General features: G+C 35.5%; 24 protein-coding genes and 1 pseudogene. 23 read left to right on the forward strand and 2 right to left on the reverse strand.

Going from position 1 to position 22177, the window contains the following annotated elements; translation table 11 throughout:
• The first annotated feature begins 36 nt into the window (after positions 1 to 36).
• From JCM21531_RS06860 to JCM21531_RS24370, 13 genes and pseudogenes are all read left to right on the forward strand, one after another.
• Complete coding sequence (locus tag JCM21531_RS06860; RefSeq protein WP_054847027.1) at positions 37 to 1143, forward strand: hypothetical protein; 1107 nt, start codon at positions 37 to 39, stop codon at positions 1141 to 1143.
• A gap of 145 nt (positions 1144 to 1288) precedes the next feature.
• Entirely contained in the window at positions 1289 to 2761 is a 1473-nt protein-coding gene (gene istA / locus JCM21531_RS06865; RefSeq protein WP_038288558.1) for an IS21 family transposase, read from the forward strand.
• The gene (locus tag JCM21531_RS21125; RefSeq protein WP_243467350.1) at positions 2754 to 3017 is read left to right on the forward strand and encodes a hypothetical protein; all 264 of its coding nucleotides are present in this window, start codon (positions 2754 to 2756) and stop codon (positions 3015 to 3017) included. Before istA ends, JCM21531_RS21125 begins: the two co-directional genes overlap by 8 nt.
• A 74-nt stretch (positions 3018 to 3091) precedes the next feature.
• Positions 3092 to 3274: an ATP-binding protein gene (locus JCM21531_RS21130; protein WP_243467351.1), complete on the forward strand. Its 183-nt coding sequence runs from the start codon at positions 3092 to 3094 to the stop codon at positions 3272 to 3274.
• Positions 3275 to 3492: 218 nt separating this feature from the next.
• Positions 3493 to 3585 (forward strand): annotated as a pseudogene (locus tag JCM21531_RS25060) (DNA recombinase); the annotation flags it as partial.
• A gap of 171 nt (positions 3586 to 3756) precedes the next feature.
• Complete coding sequence (locus JCM21531_RS06875) at positions 3757 to 4125, forward strand: BlaI/MecI/CopY family transcriptional regulator (RefSeq protein ID WP_038288560.1); 369 nt, start codon at positions 3757 to 3759, stop codon at positions 4123 to 4125.
• On the forward strand, positions 4125 to 5039 hold the full coding sequence (locus tag JCM21531_RS06880; protein ID WP_054847028.1) for a M56 family metallopeptidase: 915 nt from the start codon (positions 4125 to 4127) through the stop codon (positions 5037 to 5039). Before JCM21531_RS06875 ends, JCM21531_RS06880 begins: the two co-directional genes overlap by 1 nt.
• 23 nt (positions 5040 to 5062) lie before the next feature.
• The gene (locus JCM21531_RS17645) at positions 5063 to 6094 is read left to right on the forward strand and encodes a DUF5301 domain-containing protein (RefSeq protein WP_054847029.1); all 1032 of its coding nucleotides are present in this window, start codon (positions 5063 to 5065) and stop codon (positions 6092 to 6094) included.
• A gap of 20 nt (positions 6095 to 6114) precedes the next feature.
• Positions 6115 to 6339, forward strand: coding sequence for a hypothetical protein (locus JCM21531_RS19505; RefSeq protein ID WP_054847030.1), 225 nt, complete (start codon positions 6115 to 6117; stop codon positions 6337 to 6339).
• Positions 6336 to 6956 (forward strand): GIY-YIG nuclease family protein, encoded by a 621-nt coding sequence (locus JCM21531_RS06885; protein ID WP_054847031.1) that lies wholly within the window; start codon positions 6336 to 6338, stop codon positions 6954 to 6956. The genes JCM21531_RS19505 and JCM21531_RS06885 overlap by 4 nt, the downstream gene beginning before the upstream one ends.
• A gap of 693 nt (positions 6957 to 7649) precedes the next feature.
• Complete coding sequence (locus JCM21531_RS06890; RefSeq protein WP_051411156.1) at positions 7650 to 8162, forward strand: hypothetical protein; 513 nt, start codon at positions 7650 to 7652, stop codon at positions 8160 to 8162.
• On the forward strand, positions 8159 to 8380 hold the full coding sequence (locus tag JCM21531_RS06895) for a 5-methylcytosine restriction system specificity protein McrC (RefSeq protein WP_027621440.1): 222 nt from the start codon (positions 8159 to 8161) through the stop codon (positions 8378 to 8380). The genes JCM21531_RS06890 and JCM21531_RS06895 overlap by 4 nt, the downstream gene beginning before the upstream one ends.
• A 349-nt stretch (positions 8381 to 8729) precedes the next feature.
• The gene (locus JCM21531_RS24370) at positions 8730 to 9059 is read left to right on the forward strand and encodes a DNA adenine methylase (protein WP_054847032.1); all 330 of its coding nucleotides are present in this window, start codon (positions 8730 to 8732) and stop codon (positions 9057 to 9059) included.
• Between the two features lie 52 nt (positions 9060 to 9111).
• Here the strand turns inward: JCM21531_RS24370 and JCM21531_RS06905 are convergent, their stop codons facing one another.
• Together JCM21531_RS06905 and JCM21531_RS06910 are read right to left on the reverse strand one after the other, a co-directional pair.
• Entirely contained in the window at positions 9112 to 9690 is a 579-nt protein-coding gene (locus JCM21531_RS06905) for a hypothetical protein (protein ID WP_038288563.1), read from the reverse strand.
• 4 nt (positions 9691 to 9694) lie between these two features.
• Positions 9695 to 10846 (reverse strand): IS1634 family transposase, encoded by a 1152-nt coding sequence (locus tag JCM21531_RS06910; RefSeq protein ID WP_038288566.1) that lies wholly within the window; start codon positions 10844 to 10846, stop codon positions 9695 to 9697.
• A gap of 401 nt (positions 10847 to 11247) precedes the next feature.
• On the opposite strand from JCM21531_RS06910, the gene JCM21531_RS17655 reads away from it, so the two are divergent.
• From JCM21531_RS17655 to JCM21531_RS06950, 10 genes are all read left to right on the forward strand, one after another.
• Entirely contained in the window at positions 11248 to 11655 is a 408-nt protein-coding gene (locus JCM21531_RS17655) for an acyl-CoA dehydrogenase family protein (RefSeq protein WP_054847033.1), read from the forward strand.
• Positions 11621 to 12277, forward strand: coding sequence for an acyl-CoA dehydrogenase family protein (locus JCM21531_RS17660; RefSeq protein ID WP_054847034.1), 657 nt, complete (start codon positions 11621 to 11623; stop codon positions 12275 to 12277). Before JCM21531_RS17655 ends, JCM21531_RS17660 begins: the two co-directional genes overlap by 35 nt.
• 48 nt (positions 12278 to 12325) lie before the next feature.
• Entirely contained in the window at positions 12326 to 13675 is a 1350-nt protein-coding gene (locus tag JCM21531_RS06920; protein ID WP_027621445.1) for a coproporphyrinogen-III oxidase family protein, read from the forward strand.
• A 312-nt stretch (positions 13676 to 13987) separates the two neighbouring features.
• The gene (locus tag JCM21531_RS06925; RefSeq protein WP_038288568.1) at positions 13988 to 15391 is read left to right on the forward strand and encodes a coproporphyrinogen-III oxidase family protein; all 1404 of its coding nucleotides are present in this window, start codon (positions 13988 to 13990) and stop codon (positions 15389 to 15391) included.
• The gene (locus tag JCM21531_RS06930) at positions 15339 to 16502 is read left to right on the forward strand and encodes a class-II aminoacyl-tRNA synthetase family protein (protein WP_162149305.1); all 1164 of its coding nucleotides are present in this window, start codon (positions 15339 to 15341) and stop codon (positions 16500 to 16502) included. Before JCM21531_RS06925 ends, JCM21531_RS06930 begins: the two co-directional genes overlap by 53 nt.
• A gap of 46 nt (positions 16503 to 16548) precedes the next feature.
• Complete coding sequence (locus tag JCM21531_RS06935; protein WP_027621449.1) at positions 16549 to 17721, forward strand: aminoacyl--tRNA ligase-related protein; 1173 nt, start codon at positions 16549 to 16551, stop codon at positions 17719 to 17721.
• Between the two features lie 199 nt (positions 17722 to 17920).
• On the forward strand, positions 17921 to 19189 hold the full coding sequence (locus tag JCM21531_RS06940; protein WP_051411157.1) for an inositol-3-phosphate synthase: 1269 nt from the start codon (positions 17921 to 17923) through the stop codon (positions 19187 to 19189).
• Positions 19190 to 19239: 50 nt separating this feature from the next.
• A complete protein-coding gene (locus JCM21531_RS06945; RefSeq protein ID WP_162149306.1) occupies positions 19240 to 19974 on the forward strand; it encodes a radical SAM/SPASM domain-containing protein in 735 nt (244 codons plus the stop codon).
• Between the two features lie 3 nt (positions 19975 to 19977).
• On the forward strand, positions 19978 to 20154 hold the full coding sequence (locus tag JCM21531_RS18890) for a hypothetical protein (RefSeq protein ID WP_157833655.1): 177 nt from the start codon (positions 19978 to 19980) through the stop codon (positions 20152 to 20154).
• Positions 20130 to 22133, forward strand: coding sequence for a glycoside hydrolase family 3 protein (locus JCM21531_RS06950; RefSeq protein WP_038288571.1), 2004 nt, complete (start codon positions 20130 to 20132; stop codon positions 22131 to 22133). Before JCM21531_RS18890 ends, JCM21531_RS06950 begins: the two co-directional genes overlap by 25 nt.
• The last annotated feature ends 44 nt before the right edge of the window (positions 22134 to 22177 follow it).

Raw genomic sequence — 22177 nt, forward strand, 5'->3', positions numbered from 1 at the left:
TAAGTTAAAATTATAATTAAGAGGGGATGGTGTAAAATGTCACAGGACGATATAATCCGAATAATAGAAATTATTAAACGGTATTTTCCAAAGGATGCAACTGAAATTTCTGATGCGTTGGATTTGCTAAACCTTGCTCTGGATGGACTGATGAGCAGCACAAATAAGTCAATTGCAGAATTCCATAAGAATAAGGAATTTGACAAAGGAATGGAATTATGGGAGTTTTCTAAAACAGTGTCAACAATTCAGGAGACAATCAATGAGTATACATCTTTGCTCAACATAGATGCAGAGGCCGATGATGACGAAATTGATGAAGAACTCGACGAAATAGATGAACAGAAAACTATACCAAATTATTCGGATTATATCGTTGATTCTTCCATTCCTCATACCCTTTATGAAGATTTTACCCATAAAAAGGTGGTCGCTTTTTCATTTAATAATAATCGATATACAGCTAAAGATTGGAAGGATTTGCTGCTGCAAACATGTGAATTGTTGGCAGAGATAGATGCCACTAAGTTTAGTGAGTTTATTGATGATCCCGTTATGAAAGGAAGAAAGGTTTCTTACTTTAGCAGAAAATATGTCGATAGAAAAAATGAAAAAATGAAGAACATAGACATATATGTTTGGACTAACTTAAGTGCCAACAGTATAAGAAATCTTATCAGAAAACTTCTACGGAAATTCGATATAAAATTAACCGATTATTACGTATATCTACGAGCAGATTACACCCCTTTACATAAAAGTGATAAAGCAAATGATGAATACAATCCAGACCAAAGAGAAAACCATGACGAAACGAGAATTGGAAAATATGTTCGTCAAACCCTTAGGGAGCTATCAAACCATCAATATCGTTTTACTGATAAAGAAATAAGTGAAATGCAGTCAAAGCAATGGTCGAAAGAAGTATTGGGAATAGATTACCCGCTTCTTAAAAAGTATAAAGACAATGAAGATATTTCAGCTCAAATTAAGGATGGAATTTATGGTCGGTACTGGAAAGAAATTTTTGAGTTCAACGGGATGAAGTTTTTAGCTACGAGCCAGTGGTATGAACGACATAGAGAACCCTTTGTACGATGGATATCAAGATTGCAAAATGAAAATAAAATTATCTTTTTTTAGATTTTTTACAAGAACACCCTATGGGTGTTTTTGTTTATATAATTAAGTCTGGTTTATAGACCCTGATAAGGAGGTGATGTCTATGCTTGTACTAATATGGGTATTATGACTTCAATAACACACAAACCAATGGAGGAAATCAAAAATGATTGGAATCGAGCAATACCAAAAAATCCAGGAGTACAAAGCATTTGGACTTGCTCAGACAAAAACCGCAAAAGCACTGGGGATAACCTATTCTTCTGTCAGCAAATACTGGAATATGAGCGAAAAAGATTATGTTAAGAAAGCTGAAAAGGAAAGGTACCACATGGATAACTATCGCCAGTACATACTGGAACATTTGAAAATTTGTCCACAAATGAGGGATACAAACATCTATCTCAAATTGGTGGAGGCCTTCCCTGATTTACAAGTTAAACGAGCTACATTCTACCGCTATATGAAAGCCTTAAGAGAACAGCACGGGTATCCGCATGCCAGTAAACGTAAAACCTCACCCCGTGAAATTTCTCCACCGGGATATGAAGCGCAGGCGGATTTTGGTCAATACAAACTTAAGGATATGTACGGGCGAATTGTACGAATATATTTCTTCTGCATGGTTCTGAGTTATAGCAGAATGAAATTTGTTTATTTTTCACCGGATCCATTTACAACCAAAACAGCCATTAAAGCTCATAACTATGCATTCCAATATTTTGGAGGAAGAACACAGACTATTCTTTATGACCTTGACCGTGTCTATGTAGTCAGTGAAAATCTGGGAAATATCATATTCGTACCCGCCTTTGAGGAATATGTTAAGCGTATAGGTTACAATGTTTTGCTATGTAGACCAAGAGATCCTCAAAGTAAAGGCAAGGTTGAAGAGGTGATTGGATACATAAAGCAAAGTTTTTTTGAGGGCAGGATATACACCGGAATTGATTGCCTTAACAGTGCTGCCCTTGCATGGTTAGATAGGGAAGGCAACGGGCGAATACATACTGTGACCAGAAAAGTGCCGCGTGAAATGTTCATGGAAGAGCAAAAATACCTGTTCCATGTCAAACCTTATTCCGAAATATCAAGCACTGTTGCCTCCTTTGATAAGGATGGAGTGGTAAGTTATAAAGACAACCGTTATCAGATTAATACAGGTATGATGGATGCTCATAAACGCATTCGCATTGAAGATGATGGTGAAATGTTTTTGTTCTATGATGCTGAAACAAATGATTTATTGGCTAAATATCCAGTTACAGAAGATACCGGGCAGTTGTTCAAACCAGAAGAAAATTACAGCAGAGACAGGGTTTCTTTAACCATCATAAAACAATATTTTGCAGAATACGAAATAGCTCAGGAATTCATTCGCCGAATGGAGCAGCAACAGCCGAAATATTTTAATACACATTGCATTCGATTATACCGGATGACAAAGTTTTATACAATTGGACAATTGCTTGATGGAATAGAATACTGCATTGATACTGAACGCTGCAGTGCCTATGAGCTTTTGGCTTATCTCATGTATCAGTACGGAGAGCATATAGCTAAGAAGTTTTTGCCGAATCAGCAGTATTTTAACCATTTGGTGAGGGGTAAAGAAATAAGGAGGGAAATCGATGGCTGATATAACAGAAATCCGTGAATTGGCCCAAAAGCTCAACCTTTGGAATATCGCAAGGGGATACATTGATTTGAACGATGAGAAACTATCAAACCTTGACTATCTTAAGATGGTGTTAGAAAAAGAATTGGAGATTAGAGCCAGGCAAAAACACACCAAGCTGAGGAAGGCAAGTAAGCTTCCAAACAAAGCATTTGACGCATCGAACTCAAACAAGGGCTTAAATTGGCAGATTAAACAGTTATCCAACCTGACATAGCTTAAGGATGAGCAAAACTTAATCCTGCTGGGAACTTAATTATTATTGATGATGTCTTTTATGTGGAACCAACCATGGCAGAACTGCAGGTTTTCTACCGGGCAGTTACCTTTCTTAATGAAACCAGAAGCATTATTTTTATAACCAATCGTGAACTGTCTGCATGGATAGATGCAGCCGAAGACAAGCACCTTTTCCAAACTTTATTGGACAGGATAACGGCCAATTGTCAGATTGTTCACTTGACTGACAGATAAATTGAATACACTCACTTTGTTCTTGAAAAATTAATACCTCGTTTGAAAACAATGCCGAAAAACGGCTTAAAATAGATGCAAAAAATCTCACAAAAATCAAAGAACTGCTTAACTTTTGAGATTTTCTGTAGTTTATATGGTAGGGGGGTCTAAATCTCTACCGCTTTTTACCCGGAAACGGGTGTGGGGTCACGCGCGAAAAATCGCAGTTTCAAACGGTGGTCAGAAGACTGGTTGAAAAAGCAACGGTATATGATGACAGGTTAATGGTAGAGTTTAAGTCGGGATTAGAAATAGAAGTGAATCTATAAGATTGTAATAAGATTGCCGCCAGTTGAGGAGGAAACCTTCTTAATTGGCGGCATTTTTGCTTTATACAAATGTATGAGCAAATATAGATAAATTGCGTAATCCCCTTGACAAAGCCAGTCTAACACATTAGACTATATATAGTCTAATGTGTTAGACTGGAGGTATGGTTAATGGAGAAAGAGCTAAAGCTCAGCAATGCGGATTATCGTTTGCTTTCGATTGTATGGGATTCAGAGCCTATTGCTTCACCAGAGTTGTGCAAGTTGGCGGAATCTCAGCTCGGTTGGAAACGAACGACTACTTACACCGTGTTAAAGCGACTTTGCGATAAGGGCGTTTTGCAGAATGAGAACACAATTGTCACTTCAAAAATTAAGCGAGATCACATTCAGGAAATTGAAAGCCGTTGGATTGTCAGCCGAGTCTTTGACGGTTCATTACCGAAGTTTATTACAGCTTTTCTGGGAAAGGAAAAAATCAGTGATAACGAGGCAGAACAAATCAAACAAATTATTGATGAGTACAGGAGGCGGAAGTAATGGTAGAAGTATTTTTGAAGATACTCAATATGAGCATTACGGCTACCTATGTGTTAATCGCTATACTCATCCTGCGCTTGCTGTTGAAACGGGCACCAAAGCGGATATCCTATATGCTCTGGAGCATTCTTTTATTTAGGCTAGTCTGCCCAGTTTCATTTTCATCAGTTTTCTCTCTTTTTAATTTTCTAGATGCCCCTGTTGCAGACAGCGGAGAAATCGAATACATTTCAAAGGTCAATGGACTTACGGTTGTACCGCAGATAAGCTCTGGTGCTGATTATTTTGGTAATACGGTTAGTCCGGTGGTTAGTCAGGCTGTGGAGACAACAAGCGTTGATCCAATGCAGGTTTTCTTATCTATCGGTACCTGGGTTTGGTTTGCGGGTATTGTTATTATGTTAATATACAGTGTTGTTTCCTACCTGCGGCTCAAGAGAAGGGTTTCAACTGCAACTCAACTAAATGGCAATGTTTTTGAAACTGACGAGATATCTTCTCCTTTTGTGTGCGGTTTCTTTAAGCCGAAGATCTACTTGCCTGTTGGAATCAATGAAACGGAACGTGAATATGTTTTGCTTCATGAACGGACTCATATTCTTCGAAAGGATCATATCATCAAGCCGATAGCGTTTTTTGCCCTGTCCATTTACTGGTTTAATCCGCTTATGTGGTTGGCCTTCTGCCTGATGAGTCGCGATATGGAGATGAGCTGTGATGAACGGGTGGTGTGCGAACTTGATCGCGAGGAAAAGGCCAGGTATGGTGAGACCCTGTTGCGGCTTGCGATAAGACGTCCTATTCTGGCCGGAAGCCACTGGCTTTTGGTGAAAGCACAACGAAAAGCCGGATTAAAAATGTACTTCACTATAAAAAGCCATCGTTTTGGCTTGTATGCACAGCAGTGTTTGTAGTAGTCATTGGGACGATATTCCTGTTGACAAATCCAACCCAGTCCCTCGACCTTCCAGATGCTACTTCTGTTATGTCTGTGGAAATGGAGCAGTTTAATGAGGGGGTTAGCGTTGGACCTGTAACCTTGGCGGACAACACTGATATAGAAATGGTTTTGTCAGCTTTATCAGGAGCGAAAAAAACACTGCGTAAATCAGTAAACGATACTCCAACGCAAAAGAATTACCTCATAATAAGACTCATTCTTGAGGATGAGATGAGAAGGCTGTTTCTGTATTCGAAAGGCGGTAGCTATTATATTGAAGTGCCGTATGCTGGGGTGTATAAAAGTAATAGGTCTGCGAGTGTTGAAATATACAAAATATACAATTCAAATGGAAATATACAAGAAAATATTAAGGATGTGCAAGACAGAAAGTCGAAAGATGATGTTTTTAGCACTTTAAATGAAGAAAGTGCTGGAGATAATAATGAAAATAAAAATATACTTTCAAAAGAAGAAATTATTCAATTAGTGGAAAGTATTGATCCATATCAATTGAAACCTACAATGTCACCAAAAGAAAGATATGACTTGAGGACGGAAATATACAGCAAAATTCCTGAAGATAAAATTCATAATTTTTCTTATGCCATTCAATCCAGCGCATTACAGCTTTATGGTATTGTGTGTGATGATAGATATATTGAGCTTATTGATAAGAATCATCCAAGATGGGATGCTTATGATAAAAATAATTTATTTGGGGTAGGAACTGTATTATCAGGAGTTGAGCAATATGTGAATTATAAGCCTTTGCAGGAAGATATTGACGCTGTAAAAAAACTCTGCAATGAAGGTCTCGAGGAGCGAAATATATTAAAAATAATTGATGCAAACAGAATACTACAAGATCTGTCAAGACATTTAATAAGCGTACCATACCGTGGAGAAGGGGAAGAAAAAGTAGATTATGGTGATATCCATAACCTATACTTCAAGGCGACTAAAACGCTTGAAGGTGCTCATAATTTTTTAAGTGACAACAATATTCCTGCGAATAATAATGATTAAAATTTGAAGGAGTTAATGAAGTGAAACTGTCTGACATTCTTCAACTAAAAGGACTTACCAACAATAGAATAAAAGTAGTTAGGCACACGACCGACAGAAATGAAATCAGAAATATAATTGAAGCAGGTCATTTTGAATTATATCAATCATATCAAAAATCAAATGTTTTTAAAGATACAGAATATATAATTGTATTTCGTGCTTTAGAAGGCAGAAAGCGCTTTTACAAGGGGTTTATAAAGTGAATAAAGTGCAGAAAGTCTCAAAGCTTCCAGACGTGCTAAATCCTATTATTATTTTAGAAAATTGGGGGGCAGGACCCTTTTATTTCTATGATTTAATTAGGGACTATTCATTAAGTGAATTAGAAGAAAGGTTAGTCATCGATTGGGGCAGTTCTACGGTTTCTTGGTGTCAGAAAAAACTTGATAAAGATGTAATTGAAATTTTACCAAAGGGATTTGCAAAAACATTTTTGGGATATGAAAATGTTATTTTAATGTTCAATGAGCTAGAAAAAATAGTAAAAAACCCAGATGTGAATAGGCAGTGGAAAATGATGCTATCGAATGTTTATGGAGTATATTTAATCCTTGATACCACAAATGGGCAACAATATGTAGGTTCTGCCTATGGCAAAGACGGTATCTGGGGCAGGTGGAGCGATTATGTGCACACAAAACATGGGGGGAATAAAATACTTATTGAATTATTGACTAATGATCCTATGAGGTACAAAAAATTCCAATTTAGCATATTGAATGTCCTTCCAAATTCTTCTTTGCGCGAACAAGTGATACAACTTGAGCAAATAACAAAAACAAAATTGGGGACGAAAACGTTTGGATTGAATTCAAACTAAATTGTTGTATGCAAACTAATATTAACAATGAAGCGCTGCATATTGATATGTTCCTACGAACCTCGGTTTTATAAAACAGCCAAAAACCCATTGACATGTTCCCGTAAACGTAAGGTTCAAAAAATTAGCCCAAGACATCAATCCAAGCGGCTCAAGCCATGTGGAGACAGTCGTTCTTTTGTTCCACAAAAACTTCAAATAATTTTATCTGTGTAAAGTCTGTGTAAAGATAGAGACTATAATAGTTAATACAATCGATAGACAAAGTATGCCTTTGAAACAATGATGACAGTTATATTGAAAGAATATCCGTTAAAGATAAATGTCGATATCGCATTAACTCGTGGAGATGAGGATGGTGTTTTTATATGGCAAGTGATTTAATATTGCAGCAATGAGTGCAAAAAGCTGAGTATCCAAAGTTATTGCCATCTTCCATTCGCTCGTAAATAATGACAGCTGTGTATATATTTGATATAATAACATAGGATATCAGATTATGGCAGAGAAAATTTGATCCAAGAAAGTTCAGTAGGCTGAAAACCGGTATCATACCGGAATTGAAACCAAATCAAATTGAAGTAGGGGGCTTTTTGCTTATACCATTCTATCAGCTATGTCAGAAAAGGTTAATATGACGTTGCCGATAGGTTGAACTATGCAAAACAGATATGGAAAGGAGGCCGGTTAGATATGAGTGAAAAATATGTATGGTATGCCTGTTATGGTTCAAACATTCTGAAGGAAAGATTCATGCACTATATTAAAGGCGGTAAATGCAGATTCAACGATGCTTACTACAATGGATGCAAAGACAAATCAGACCCTTTGGATGAAAGACCATTCACTATACCGCATAAATTGTACTTCGGTATGAGCTCACGTAAGTGGGAAGATGGAGGAGTCGCATTTTTGGATCCTGAAAAGGACGATTCGATAATGACTCTTGGCAAAATATATAAGATAACATGTGACCAGTTTAAGGATATTCAAAAGCAGGAAGGCGATAGTTGGTATGACAAAATCCTTTGTCTGGGAGAAGTTGACGGGATTCCAGTTAAAACATTTACTCATTCGTATGTTGTGGATGAGAGAAAACCGTTCGACAAGTATATCAATGTTATCATGTTAGGGCTGAAAGAAACGTATCCAGAAATGCCTAATGAAGAAATAGAGCAGTATATAAAAAGGCATATAATGCCATGATGTATATTAAAGCTATAATAAACGGGAAGAACACTTTTCTTCTTATACCTGATATGAGCTTGGCCAGGAACAATGATGTTTTAATGATTTTTAATGCCAAGTATATGGAAGTGTTTAGTGAAGAAGGGAATATAAGCTTATCTCAGGATGATGTTTATAAGATGTTGACTTACAGTATAAGATTCAACTTCAACCAAATAAAATTTGTATACCCTTAAATGTTAGGAGCGACTGAAGATAAGGCTTTATTATGTGATATAAAGATTACTAAAAATGACAGTGTGCTTACTATAAAAGCAATTCAGATTGATCTTGAGAGTGATATTAAAGAGTTGGTTTCCTATATATAGGGATTTATCTCTTCCTTGCTAAGTCCACAGTTCTGATATACCTAATAGTTGTGATGTCTAGAGACATAAACACAGTATTGCAAAGATGAATTTTACCGTATAAAGGCGAACTATGTATTTGTGTCGTTTGCAGTAATTTCTATCAACTAAAGAAGGATTTTGTAATTTACTGTAGAAAACATTTTTATACGTTTATAAGCTTAGTGGGTGAATTGCTGTGGAAAATACATTCTTGAAGTGGGCAGGTGGAAAGAATTGGTTCGTAAAGTATTACAGAAATATGCTGCCGCAGAAGTACAGAAGATATATAGATCCATTTCTCAGAGGGGGATCTGTATATTTTTATCTGGAGCCTAAGAACGCTATAATTAGTGATATTAACCTGGAGTTAGTTACGACATTTATTGCGATTCGCGATAATTGGCAGAAAGTATATGAAACACTTAAGTTCCATAGTAGAAAGCATTCTGTCGGATACTACTATCGCGTCAGAAATATGAAACCAAGAACATCCGCAACGATAGCAGCTAGCGTGAGTTTATTATGAAACAGTATAAAAAATCCTGAAATACAGTTATTTCAGGCATTACAAGATAACATTAGATGTATACACCAAAGCCTTTTATTTTCATCGGGCGTTCATGCAATTTTATAATCCCTAAATCTTCAGCCAGTTTTCTTTCTGCAGGTTCCATCTCTTCAAGTTTATAGAATACTTTGGGTCTACCTTTTTTACCGGTATCTTCGATAATTGTACCAAGCCTGATGTTCCCAAGCATGTCAAGAAGTGTGTCCATAGAACCGGTGAAACCTTTTTCTCTTGCAGTTTTATAAATCAGCGATGTCATCAGGTAAGTAATCACACAGCAGAAATTGTGAACTTTTATTTTTTGATCCGTCCAATGATATTGCGGAGTAAAAGACAGGTGCCGTTTATTCTTCATATTCTTAAATGTGTACTCAATGATAGACTGCCCATGATATGCCTGGATAATTTCACATGTACTCCAATTGTGATTATTGGTCATTAAAATCCTGTAACCCATTTCCTCTTCAAGTTTTGCAAGACATTCATATTTTATTGTGTAGTCAATTCCATAACATCTTTCGTCGTCCTCAAGAATTTTATACTCAATCAAGGTTTGCATCTTGTATCTGGAAATGACGGCACTGATCAATCTTTCAAGTTCCTCTCGACTCCGTTTTTTTGCTGTTGGGATTTGAAAGCATCCGGTTAATCTTGCTTATCGCTGCATCACAGCTTGCCAAAAAAGTGTGTATCCCACGAATTTGTCCCTCCTTAAGCTTGTCTGAAATAGTGACAACAACAGTCATGTCCCGACCCCATATGTTTGTAAAGGTGCGATAAGCCATAATGGTCTTTCCGTTAACCACGGTTTCCTCAAGTCTTGTGGATGCCTCCTCTACCAAGCTTTTGTGATGGAAGGGCGTCAGAGCCCCTACATATTTCATACCAAGGGATTCTACTAATTCTATATTCTTTTTTGAGTTGATTCCACGGTCAAAAACAATAGTATGGCTCTTTGTGTCTGCTCCAATTGCTTCTAATCTATTCTTTATTTTCTCTATCACTTTTCGGAACACTTTGGCATCGTTCATGTTCCCTTCATAGGAATGGTGAAACAGGGGAATCATATCGTCTTTGGTCACAACAAGAGCCAGTCCGATTTTGCGAAGGTCCATGCGTTTTTGCTTATTCTTGCCTCTTTTTGCAATATGGCATCTGCTGTTGGTTGTGTTGATATACGTGTAGAAGTTAGTAGTGTCATAAAAAAGAGAGTCCATTTTTATGTTGTAGTGACGTAGAGTGTTTTCAAGAAGCTGACGTTCTGCACTTTCTATTGCTTCCACAGGAAAAGCATCCATAGCGTCCCAGAAATGTTGGCTGTCTACCTTTGAGAAATTCGTACGTAGCAAATACTCAAGGCTTGTTGTACGAGCCCATTGTGCCCAACCGTTTTTACTGGTAACTACACAGGCACGTCCAATTGCAACAAGCATTAGAGAGGCACCGGCGGTCATGTTATTTCTGATAGGTTTTTCTGCTGTATATTCTTTTGAAGAATGTACAAAGCCATTCAATACATTACAGATATCAAGTTCCGAAGCGACCTGAAGTAATTTGGCAACTAAGCCATGGGAATAAGATTTTAGTTTAAGAGAATCTCTGAGACCTTGAAGTCTTTTGAGGAGGTCATCGGCTTTACCAAGATATTCAAGGACGACGGGTCTTGGTTTACCGTTGACCCGACGAGATTCAACGATATACCAGTATTTATGGCCATTGGTAATTTTAGACTGAATAGTCGCCACGCTCTCACCTTCGTGTATACATAAAATGTTGGCAAAAAATACCCTCTTTTCCTTCTCTCAAGGCATTTTAGGATTTTAATTGTTTTAAAATTTAAATTTTATGATAAATTCACGCTAGGCTTTTAAAGACTTTTTCTTTATTTAAATGTCAAAAAACCGGATTGTTAAAAATTTATTTGCAATAAAGTTAATTTTTAATTGACAAACGAATTATCATATATTATATATAAAATTATATTAAAAAAAGTTGTATTTAGTATAATTACCTAAAAATAGAGGGGGTGAATAATATTGGATTTTGAAATTGATAAGTCATATCTAGAATTGAAGAAAGAATTTCGTGCTTTTGGCAATGAACTTAACAAACTGGACAAAAACTCGAGTAACTATTTTGAAGAGGCATGGAACTCTGTTCTGATTTTGGGTTATGTGGTCTTCTTGTCTCAGAGGAATACAGCGGTGCAGGATTTACTCCGATGCAAGCAGTATTTTCGATGGAAGGACTTGGTTATGGATGCGATGATGATGGTCTTTTATTTGCCATTAATAATCATTTATATTCATGTACTATGCCTATTTTAAAGCATGGAACAAAAGAACAGAAAGAACGATTTCTGCCAAAGTTAGCAACAGGAGAATACATTGGTGCACATGCAATGACTGAGCCAAATTCGGGCTCCGATTCGTTCGGCATGAATGCTTGTGCAAAAGAAAATGGGGATTCTTACATATTAAACGGAAATAAGTGTTTCATAACTAACGCTCCATTAGCTGATGTCTATATCTTTTGCAAAAACATCAACGGATAAAGAACTTAATAATGTATCCGCTTTTATTGTCGAAAAAGGAATGAAGGGGTTTTATCTTAGTGAAAATGTCGAAAAGATTGGATTAAAAAATGCTCCAATGGGTGAACTGGTATTTGATGACTGTAGGGTGCCAAAGGAGAATATGCTAGGAAAGCCTGGAGATGGTTTTTTAGTGTTTAGCACAGCCGTCGAGTGGGAAAGAAGTTGCATGTTTGCAACACATTTAGGACGAATGAAGAAACAGTTAGATGTTACAGTAGCATATGCAAAATCAAGGCAGCAGTTTCATCGTCCAATAGGAAATTTTCAATCTGTATCTAATAAAATTGCAAATATGAAAATGAATGTGGAAATTGCTGAGTTATTATTATATAAAACAGCATGGCTAAAACAGAATGGAAAAGGAAATTATTTAGAGTCTTCTATTACCAAGCTGTTTATAAGCGAGGCATATATTAAATCAAGTCTTGAACAACTACAGATTCATGGTGCAAGTGGATATCTCCTTGACTCTGGAATTGGTTCTCAAGTTGTAGATTCGTTAGCATCGACTATTTATGCCGGAACATCAGAAATTCAGCGAGGAATTATCAGTAGGTGGCTTGGTATAAAAGAACTGTAAGTAATTGCATCAACAGATGTTATGTAAAAAATACGGAAGGAATAATATATGAATAAAGTTAATTTTCGTAAAAGTTTGACACCACTTTATGTGTATCCCAAAATTTGCAAATATTCTGATATCATAGAAGATGCAGAAAGCTTTTTAAAGCCTTTGAATGATGGTGATATTGGTGAGAACAATGAACTATTAGTTTATATACATATTCCGTTTTGTAAAAATCTATGTTTATACTGTTCATACTATAAAGAACCTCTTCACCAATATACGGATAATGTAATTGAAGAACTGATTGAATCTTATATAAAAGAAATAGAGATGTATGCAAATTTTGGATTTTTCAGAAATAAAGTGCTTAAGGCAATACAAATAGGCGGAGGTACGCCGACCGATATTGATACTAAGTTGATTGTAAGATTAATTGATACTGTCAAAGCTTATTTCGGTACCAGTCAATGTGAGTTAATTGGAATGGAGGGAAATGCAGCAACTCTTCAGAACCTTGATTCTTTAAAGAATTTACAAAAAGCGGGAGTATCAAAAATAAGTTTCGGTGTTCAGACATTTAATGAGGAACTGAGAAAAAAATTAAATATTAAAACTAAAATCGATGATATTTATTCTGCCGCTTACAACATCAAACTAGCGGGTATTAATCAGATTGCAGTGGATTTGATGATCAACCTTCCTGATCAAACAGAAGAGCAGTTGTTGGAGGATGCACAAAAGATAGTAGCAATTGATCCGGATTATATTGATGTTTATGGTCTGAATGTATTCCCAAATACGAGATTTAAAAAGATATTGGATGGCAAGACATTGTTTGAGGAATTTCCTGATGATATGAGGTATTTGAAGGCTTATCAAACTATCAAAAGGGAATTGCTTAGATATGGCTATCAGCAGGTTATGGTGTTCACTTATGCTAAGCCAGGGTTGAAAGCATCGATTTATGAAAGACTGTTTTTTAGCTCTAATCTGCTTGGAATTGGTCCATCATCTAGAAGTTATCTTAGTGGAATTAGTTTCAGGAATGTTTCTTCAGTAGATGGTTACTTACAAAGTATTTCGAAAGGTAAATTTCCAATAGAGTGTGGAAACTATGCAAGTGAAAATGAGAAAGATGAGAGAAAGGTTGTATTCTTCCCCAATCTTTTAAAATGTAAGAAATATGATGGTATTGAAAAATGGGAAAAAGAATTTAACTATCTTATAAAGAAAGGTTTAGTGAAAGAATTAGATGATTGCTATGTATTAACAGATGAGGGATGTTTATGGCCGGGTAATATTTCAAGAATGTTTTTTAGTGATGAACAAATACGGAAGCATAATGTCTCGTTTTTTCAGTCAGTTATTAATAAAGATAATCCTTATAATCAAGATAAGATGGGGATTTAGTTAATATTAATGATAGTAGAATGAAAGGGTGATAAAAAATGGAAGACTATAAGGTCATAGTAAAAATTACATTAAGAATGAATTGTTAAATGGTGAAAATACAAATATTACCGAAACAACATCCTTAATTAAGGGAGGAATTATTGATTCAATCGATATCATGCGACTTATTACATTTCTTATGGAAGAATTGAATTTTGAATTAGAGAATGATGAATATACACTTGAAAATTTTGATTCGTTAGGGAAAATTTATGCATTTCTAGATAAAAAGTGCAAGTATAGAAATATATAATTAATGAAGGTGACAAGATGTATATAGAAAAATTTAAAAAAAGGCTTACGGATGTACTGTTTTATCCAAAATTATGCAAGTATGAAGATGTTATTGAAAATGTACCACAGTACTTGGAGTTGTTGAATAGACGTTCAATAAACGGTATCGATGGATTGGTTATTTATATTCATGTACCTTTCTGTAATAGATTTTGTTTTTACTGCTCTTATTTTAAGGAACCGTTGAGTCATTATGATTATTACGCAAGAAAAAAGTATTTTGAAGCAATATGTAAAGAACTGAGGATGTACAAAAACTTTGAACATTTTAAGACGAAGAAAGTTAAAGCAATTCAGTTTGGTGGAGGAACTCCGTCATTAGTAGAACCGGATTTTTTAAGGATGGTGATACAGGAAATAAAAGAGAACTTTAACTGTGCAGAATGCGAATTGATTACCATGGAAGGGAATCCTGCAAGTTTACTGAAAGATGAAAAGCTAGAGGCTTTTTATGATATTGGTGTTCAACGTCTTAGTATCGGTGTGCAGACATTTAATAAAGAACTAAGGAAAAAGCTTTTAATTGAATCAACGGTAGAACAGATATATGAAGTTACGGAAAAAATTAATAAAATTGGGTATCGAGACTATTCGATGGATCTTATGTACAATCTTCCTGGAGAAAAAGTACAACAGGTAGTAGATGATATTCAAGAAATGGTCAAACTTGGTCCTAAGTTTATTGATATATATAGCTTGAATATATTTCCAAACACCAAGTTTAAGGAAGTTATTGATAAGGGAAATTATTTTAAAGAGAAACCTAGTGAAAGAAAAAATATCCTAATGACTGCATCAGTTATAAACACATTCAAAGAATTAAAATATAATCAGGTAATGTCTTTTACTTATTCTAAAGAGGAAACAAAGGCCCCTCCTCATGTTGATTATTTCTTTAACGGCGGAAGTGTACTTGGATTGGGGCCATCTTCAAGAAGCTATCTTGATGGTGTAAATTTCCGAAATGTACCGGATGTCAAAAAGTATATGAGTATGATAGATAAAGGTGAGTATCCGATTGATTGTGGAATGCTTGTTTCTAAAGAAGAACAGGATAGAAAAAAGATGGTTTTTTTCCCGTTATATTTGGTTCAAGACAAATCTGAATTAGAGGATATACAGATATATCGTAGCACAATAGATAGGCTTAAGGAATTAGGTTATATAAGTGAAGATGATAAGTATTTGCATATTACAGAGGAAGGCAAGAAGTGGACAGGAAATATTGCAACGTGTTTCTTTAGTCAAAAAGAAAAAGCAAAACATAATATATCATTCCTTAAGTCTATGAAGGAGAACGAGAACCCGTACAACCAGGATGCAATGGGTGTTAGTATGGAAAAAAGGAGAAAGTGGAAAAATGATTGGGATTGCCTTTAGAAAAGAAGTTAGTATGGCAAATTATCAAGATTTGTTCCAAAGAATTTATTACATATCGGATGCAATCAGGAAGTTTGAGCTCATTACTCAAGAGAATAAAATCATAGGATTGACACTTGATTTTGATTCAGAAAAAGTGAGCTTTAATGAACTTGAGAAAAAGGTAAATTTGTTAATTGAGCAAGAATTCAATAAAAATCTTAGTATACCCTCTAAAGTGAAATGGAAAAGCAAAGTGCAGTCACGTACATATTTTAAGAATATATTTCAAGTTATGGAAGAACAAGGAGAAGCCTTTGAAATGGGGGAAGGTTTGGTTGCAGTTGGCCAGAAATTCATGAAGGTTTATGAATTTTTTGATCAGCAACTCAAAAGTATAGTTATGAGCAATTTCAACGCAAAAGAATATCAGTATCCAACATTGCTTTCCTATAAGGCACTTGAAAAAATAAATTATATGAATTCATTTCCACAATTTTTAATGTTTATAACACATCTGCACAATGAGATTGACACTTACTATAAGGTGCAGGATTCACAGATGGGATATGAAGAGTATATTAAAATGTCTGACGGAATAGGACACTGTCTTCCTCCAACTATGTGCTATCATACATATCAGCAGTATTCCGGAAGGCAAATCCCAAGAGAGGGCATTGTAATCACCTCTCGGGGAAAATCATTTCGATATGAATCGAAATATTATAAAAATTTAGAAAGATTATGGGATTTTACAATTCGAGAAATCGTTTTTATGGGTGATAATGATTTTGTATTCAAAAATAACCGTGAGATACTGCTACAGAAGGTAATAGAATTGTTTGATACAATAGGCTTAATCGGTGTTTGTCAGTCTGCATCCGATCCATTCTTTGCAGATGAAAGCATGTTGGACAGGAGAGCAATACAGATGCTAAAAGAGAGCAAATATGAGTTTAGACTTAATGTAGATGCAGAACACACAATTGCTGTAGGATCTTCCAATCTTCATAATGACTACTTTGGAAAGGCGTTTGATCTTAAATTTGCGGATGGAGACACAATAAAACATCATGTTTGGGATTTGGACTGGAACGTCTTACGTATGCATTTTTTTGTCAATTTGGATTAGATGAAAGCAAGTGGCCTTTATTTGTACGAAAGAGGTGGAACGTATAATGCAATTATATGAAGTAGCTGTGGACAGAGTACTCGATGTGGAGTTGAGAGATGAATTTATTGATAGACTTAATTATGTCTCTAAGGATATTGTGTCCATAGAGTTTATTGAAGAACCAAAGGTTATCTTTACCTTAGAGAAAGGTACAGAAGAGGAAAAAGATAAGATTAAGAGGATGACTGATAGGTTTTATAAATCATATAAGTTCTTTAAAAATAAAGTGTTATATGACCATAACATCGAGGTTCCAAATAAAAAGGATGTCTGGGATGAACTGGTAAGTAGTCAGGCGGTTGTTAAGGAAGAGAATGGTGTTGTGGGGATTTCAGGAGTATGCCTGGAGTTACTATCCTACTTTTCAGATCAGATTAAAAAGATGGGAGAAGAACTTGGTGCTGTAGAGTATAAATATCCGACATTGATTCCTATTAAAACCATGCAAAATATAATGTATCTATCTTCAAGACCAGAAAGTCTTAATTTCGTTTCTAGGCTTAATGAGGATATGAATTTGATTGACGATTTTTCCGAGCAGGCAAAGACAATAGAGTCAGATGTTGACATGAGTAGATTAGGAAGTCATTTTCAAACAGATATGATTAATTCTTCTGCGGTGTGTTTTCATACCTATGCCCAGTATAAAAATAGGGATTTAAATCTTACGGATAAACCGCTTATTATAGGGGCTGAAGGAAAATGTTTCAGATATGAATCCAAAAGTATGAGAACGCTTGAGAGACTCAGAGATTTTACAATGAGGGAAATCATTTGCTTAGGTACAGAGGAAATGATAAGTGAATACATAAAGAATGTAACCGAGAAGATAAAACTTTTGTTTGAAGAGATAGGAATGAACTATTACTTAGCATCCGCAAACGACCCGTTTTTTGTGGAGGAATTCTCAATTCAAAGCACATTTCAAAGAACTTTCGGATTAAAAACTGAAGTAAATGCAAGATTAAACGGGAATTCTTCCAAGGTTGCAATAGGATCGATCAACAATCACAAAGATTTCCTTGGCAGATCATTTCATATTACAAACAATGGAAAAGTGATTAATTCAAGTTGTGCAGCATTTGGTTTGGAGAGATGTGTTTATGCTTTTCTGAATCAATATGGACTAGATAAAAAACTCTGGCCCCAAATTGTACGTGAAAATGCAAATCCATAGCAACAGTTAGTAGCAAGCTGATTCGGACATTTCACACAATTCCTGGACAAAAGGAACGAATATGATGGTTAGAACTGTTGATAGATATCCATTGGCAGATAATGCAGTTGGGCATAGGGGGTGAGAAGAGGAAAAAAAGGAGGAATCAACTGGAAATGTGCCTAAAATCCGAAGGGAAGATTACAAATAAAAGTCAGGTATGACAGAACTGGAGTTATTGCTTAACTATAATCAGCTCCTGGCAAGTAGCTTTTTTATTACGTTTTGTGCCTTGAGCGAAGCGAAAGGAATGGCAAATAAAATGAAAATTTGTATTATTGGTGTTAAAGGCGGAATTTCAACAGTAACTATGACAGGAATTTTTAAAAGTAAAATTAATGGAACTCAGGTTGACGCACTACTTACCAATACAGAGTTATTTAAAGATATTCCTTTAATAGATACCAACAGTTTTGAATTTGGTGGATTTGATGTTAGAGCAGAGGGGATGGTTGAATCTGCAATTATTGGAGACCAAAATGACATTTTTCACATTCAGTATGATAAAGAAGTACAGAAGTGTTTAAGTGAAGTTCAGGTATTTAAGGGTGTATGTATTAATGGTGGAACTGCTATAGAGGATATTGGTACAAGTGAATCGAGAAAAAATTGCAACAACCTTGCGGAAGCAGTAGATCATATTAAAAAAGAATTGTTAGCATTTAAGGGAAACGATGACTGCATTATGGTTAACCTTGCTTCTACAGAAGCAACTATTCGAATGAATGAAAATCATTCATCTATTGATAATTTTAGAAGAGCCATTGAGTTAAATGAATGCAATATTACACCAGGTCAGCTTTATGCATATTGTGCAATCGATGAAGGAATTCCTTATATCAATTTTACACCATCAATTTGTGCAGATTTTCCAGCATTAGAGGAACTTGCTCTTGAAAGGAAAGTACCTATCGCGGGTAAAGATGGAAAAACCGGAGAAACATTATTAAAGACTGTATTATCAGAATTATTTAGAGTTCGTAATCTAAATGTTGAAATGTGGTATGGAACTAATATTTTAGGAAACTTAGATGGTAAAGTTTTAGATTATGGTGATAATAAAGAGACTAAGATTGCTTCTAAAAAGCAGGTATTGCAGAAATGCCTTGGTTACTCTCCGGACTGTAAAGTTAGAATCGACTATATGAAACCGATGGGAGATAATAAAGTTGCCTGGGATTATATTCTGTTCAGCGGATTTGGCGGAGCAAAGATGAATATGACATTTACTTGGCAGGGAATTGATTCCTTCCTTGCAGCACCACTGGTTATCGACTTAATTCGATTAACACAGTATGCATGGAAGAAGGAGAGTTATGGAACGCAAAGTCAATTTTCACTATTTTTCAAAACACCTCTTGGTACTGACGTAAATATGACTTCAGATCAATATAGAATTTTAAAGGATTGGTTAGAGTCGACTAAATAATAGGGACACAATTATATTAAATGATAATGAGGTTGGGGAAAATGTTTCGAATGGTTGAAATAGAGATTAATTCACAATGTAATCGTAAATGCTCTTACTGCCCAAATTCATTTATGAAAAGAAAAGAACAAGGGGAAATGGAATCAAAAGTATTTTATAAGTTACTAGAAAGCCTGAGAAAGATAAAATTTGATGGCAGAATTTCGTATCATTTCTTTGGAGAGCCTTTGCTATGTAAAAATTTAATTCCATACGTGAAAGAGACAAAAATACAATTACCCGATAGTAAAATTTTTCTATATTCCAATGGAGATTATTTGGATAGGGAAAAGTTGGTTTTACTGAATGACTATGGTGTTGATAAATTTATTATAACTAATCACCAAGGTAATGGTCATAGATTTCAAAAAGTTTATGACCATATAAGTGATAACCTTAAAGAGAAAGTTACTTATTTAACAAGTAAAGAATTGAATCTTGTGAATAGGGGAGGATTACTTGAAGGAGTTGGTGGAAATGTTATTTCGGAAAGGCCATGTATTGTTCCAAAGAATTTACTAGTTATTACTTGTAAAGGTAATGTAGTATACTGTTTTAATGATTACTGTCAGGTACATACAATGGGAAATATCATGGAACGTGATTTAATAGATATTTGGAACGATGAGGTATATGTGCGTATACGAACAGAACTGGCAGAAGGAAAGCGGTCTAATTACGAGGTATGTAAAGTATGCAATCATTATAGTGCACTGACAGAAGATGGACTGGATTTTGAATTATAGATAATGGAGAACTTGAATATGGGTCAAATTAGTGAAAAAGATTTATATGAAATGATTCATGCAATGACGATAAGAGAAAAGATTGGACAACTCCAGATGATTGAGATTCATAGATTGATGGAAGAGCCATGGGATGAAAACATGGCAGAAGAAGATTGGAATTATATAAAAAGGACTTAAATCCGAAAGCTTTAGAACGAGTATTGATTGAATATGGTGTTGGTTTTATTTTTTATGGTGGAACAGGTATATTAAAAGATAATACCATTGAGGGATGGCGTAATGTATGTGATGAACTAAAAAAATATACGGATAAAACCCGTCTTAAGATTCCTGTATTGCAAGGACTAGACGCAATACATGGTTTTAATTATTTATCCAATGCTACCATATATCCACATAATCTAGGTGTAGTATCAACATGGGATGACTCCCTTGCTTACCGGTTAGCGAAAAATGTTGAAAAGGAACTTAGATATGCGGGTATGAATTTTGTATTTGCACCAAATGGGGATATTGCGAGAGATCCAAGATGGTCTCGCGTGTATGAGAGTTGTGGTGAAGATCCATATCTCGCAGCAAAAATGACAGAACAGTATGTAAAAGGATATCAGGAAAGTAAATTATTTGGGGCGTGTGCCAAACACTTCTTAGCTTACGGAGAATCGAGCACTGGACGTGACAGGGAACCAATTGATATTTCGGAAAGGACAATAAGGGAAATTCATCTTCCATCTTTCCGAGCTGCCGTACAGGCAGGAGTCAAGATGATTATGCTCAACAGCAGTTCACTTAATGGAATTCCTGTTCATAAAAATAAATGGATTATGCAAAAATTATTGCGTGAAGAATTGGGTTTTCAGGGATTAATAGTATCAGACTGGGCCGATCTTCAAAAAATATATACAAGGCATATGACTATGGACTCTTTGAAATCAGGGATTATTGCGGCAATTAATGCCGGAATTGATTTAAACATGGTGCCGGATAATTTGGATATCATTGATATTATTATAAATGCAGTAGAGAATGGTCTCATCCCAATGAAAAGAATTAATGAATCTGTAGAAAGAGTACTGAGATTAAAGGCGGAGTTCAACCTATTCAATGGGAGAAAAGAATCAGAGGTGGTGGAAATAGGGAGTCCGGAATCTGTAGAAACCGCTTATCATATTGTGAGTGAATCAGCAGTTCTGTTAAAAAATGATCAAGTATTGCCAATAAGTGATAATCACAAAAGAATCCTTGTTGTAGGAGAGGCAGCGGACACAAGAAGACATTTATGTGGCGGATGGACTATGGGATGGAATATTATCAATGAAGAGGACATTCAGTCAGGAGATACCTTGCTGACAGCACTTAGAAAGAATTCAAAAGAGTTTTCCAAGATCGATTATGCAAAAGATGAAATAGAGCTTTCTAAATACAAAGAAACTGCTGATATGGCAATTATGGTAATTGCTGAAGAACCTTATGCAGAAGAAGGTTGCGATTTACCAGAGCTATGTGTACCACAGGAGCAGTTGGATCTCTTAAAGAAACTTAGGAAAAATCAGGAGAAAGTTGTATGTGTTTTGATATCAGGACGTCCACTGGTTATTGCAAACATACTGGAACTAGCAGATGCCATAGTATGGTGTTGCCTTCCAGGAACACAAGGAGGGACTGGAATAGCAGATATTCTTTTAGGCAAGGTCAACCCATCAGGAAAGCTTCCAATATCATTTCCTAGATCATCTAGTGATTTACCAGTCTTATATAATTCAAGAAACATGACGACCTACAATCCATTATTTCCTTTTGGCTATGGTCTTAGTTATACCAGCTTTACTTATGAGAATATTTATGTACCAGAAGAATTGGAAGCTAATCAGGATCTGATTATTACCTTGGATATTAGAAATAATGGTGATCTTGATGGAAAAGAAGTTGTGCAGGTCTGGGGGAGGCATCTATACTTTTCATGTGTTGGTCTTCGCTTAGAATTGCTTGGATACAAAAAACTCCTTGTAAGGAAGGGACAGGTAGAAAATGTTACAATAGTGATAGAAAAAGACAGATTAAAAGTCTTAAATGAGGAAAATAAGTATGTTTTTGAGGAGCATTTATTGCAGGTTCTAGTTGGCGGAAAACAATTTGATATAAGATTACATAAATAAAAGTTTAACTACCAGTCAAACTGATGGGAGAGTTGGGTGAAGAG

The sequence above is a fragment of the Acetivibrio straminisolvens JCM 21531 genome (genome assembly GCF_000521465.1).
In the GTDB taxonomy this organism is placed as follows: Bacteria; Bacillota; Clostridia; order Acetivibrionales; family Acetivibrionaceae; genus Hungateiclostridium; species Hungateiclostridium straminisolvens.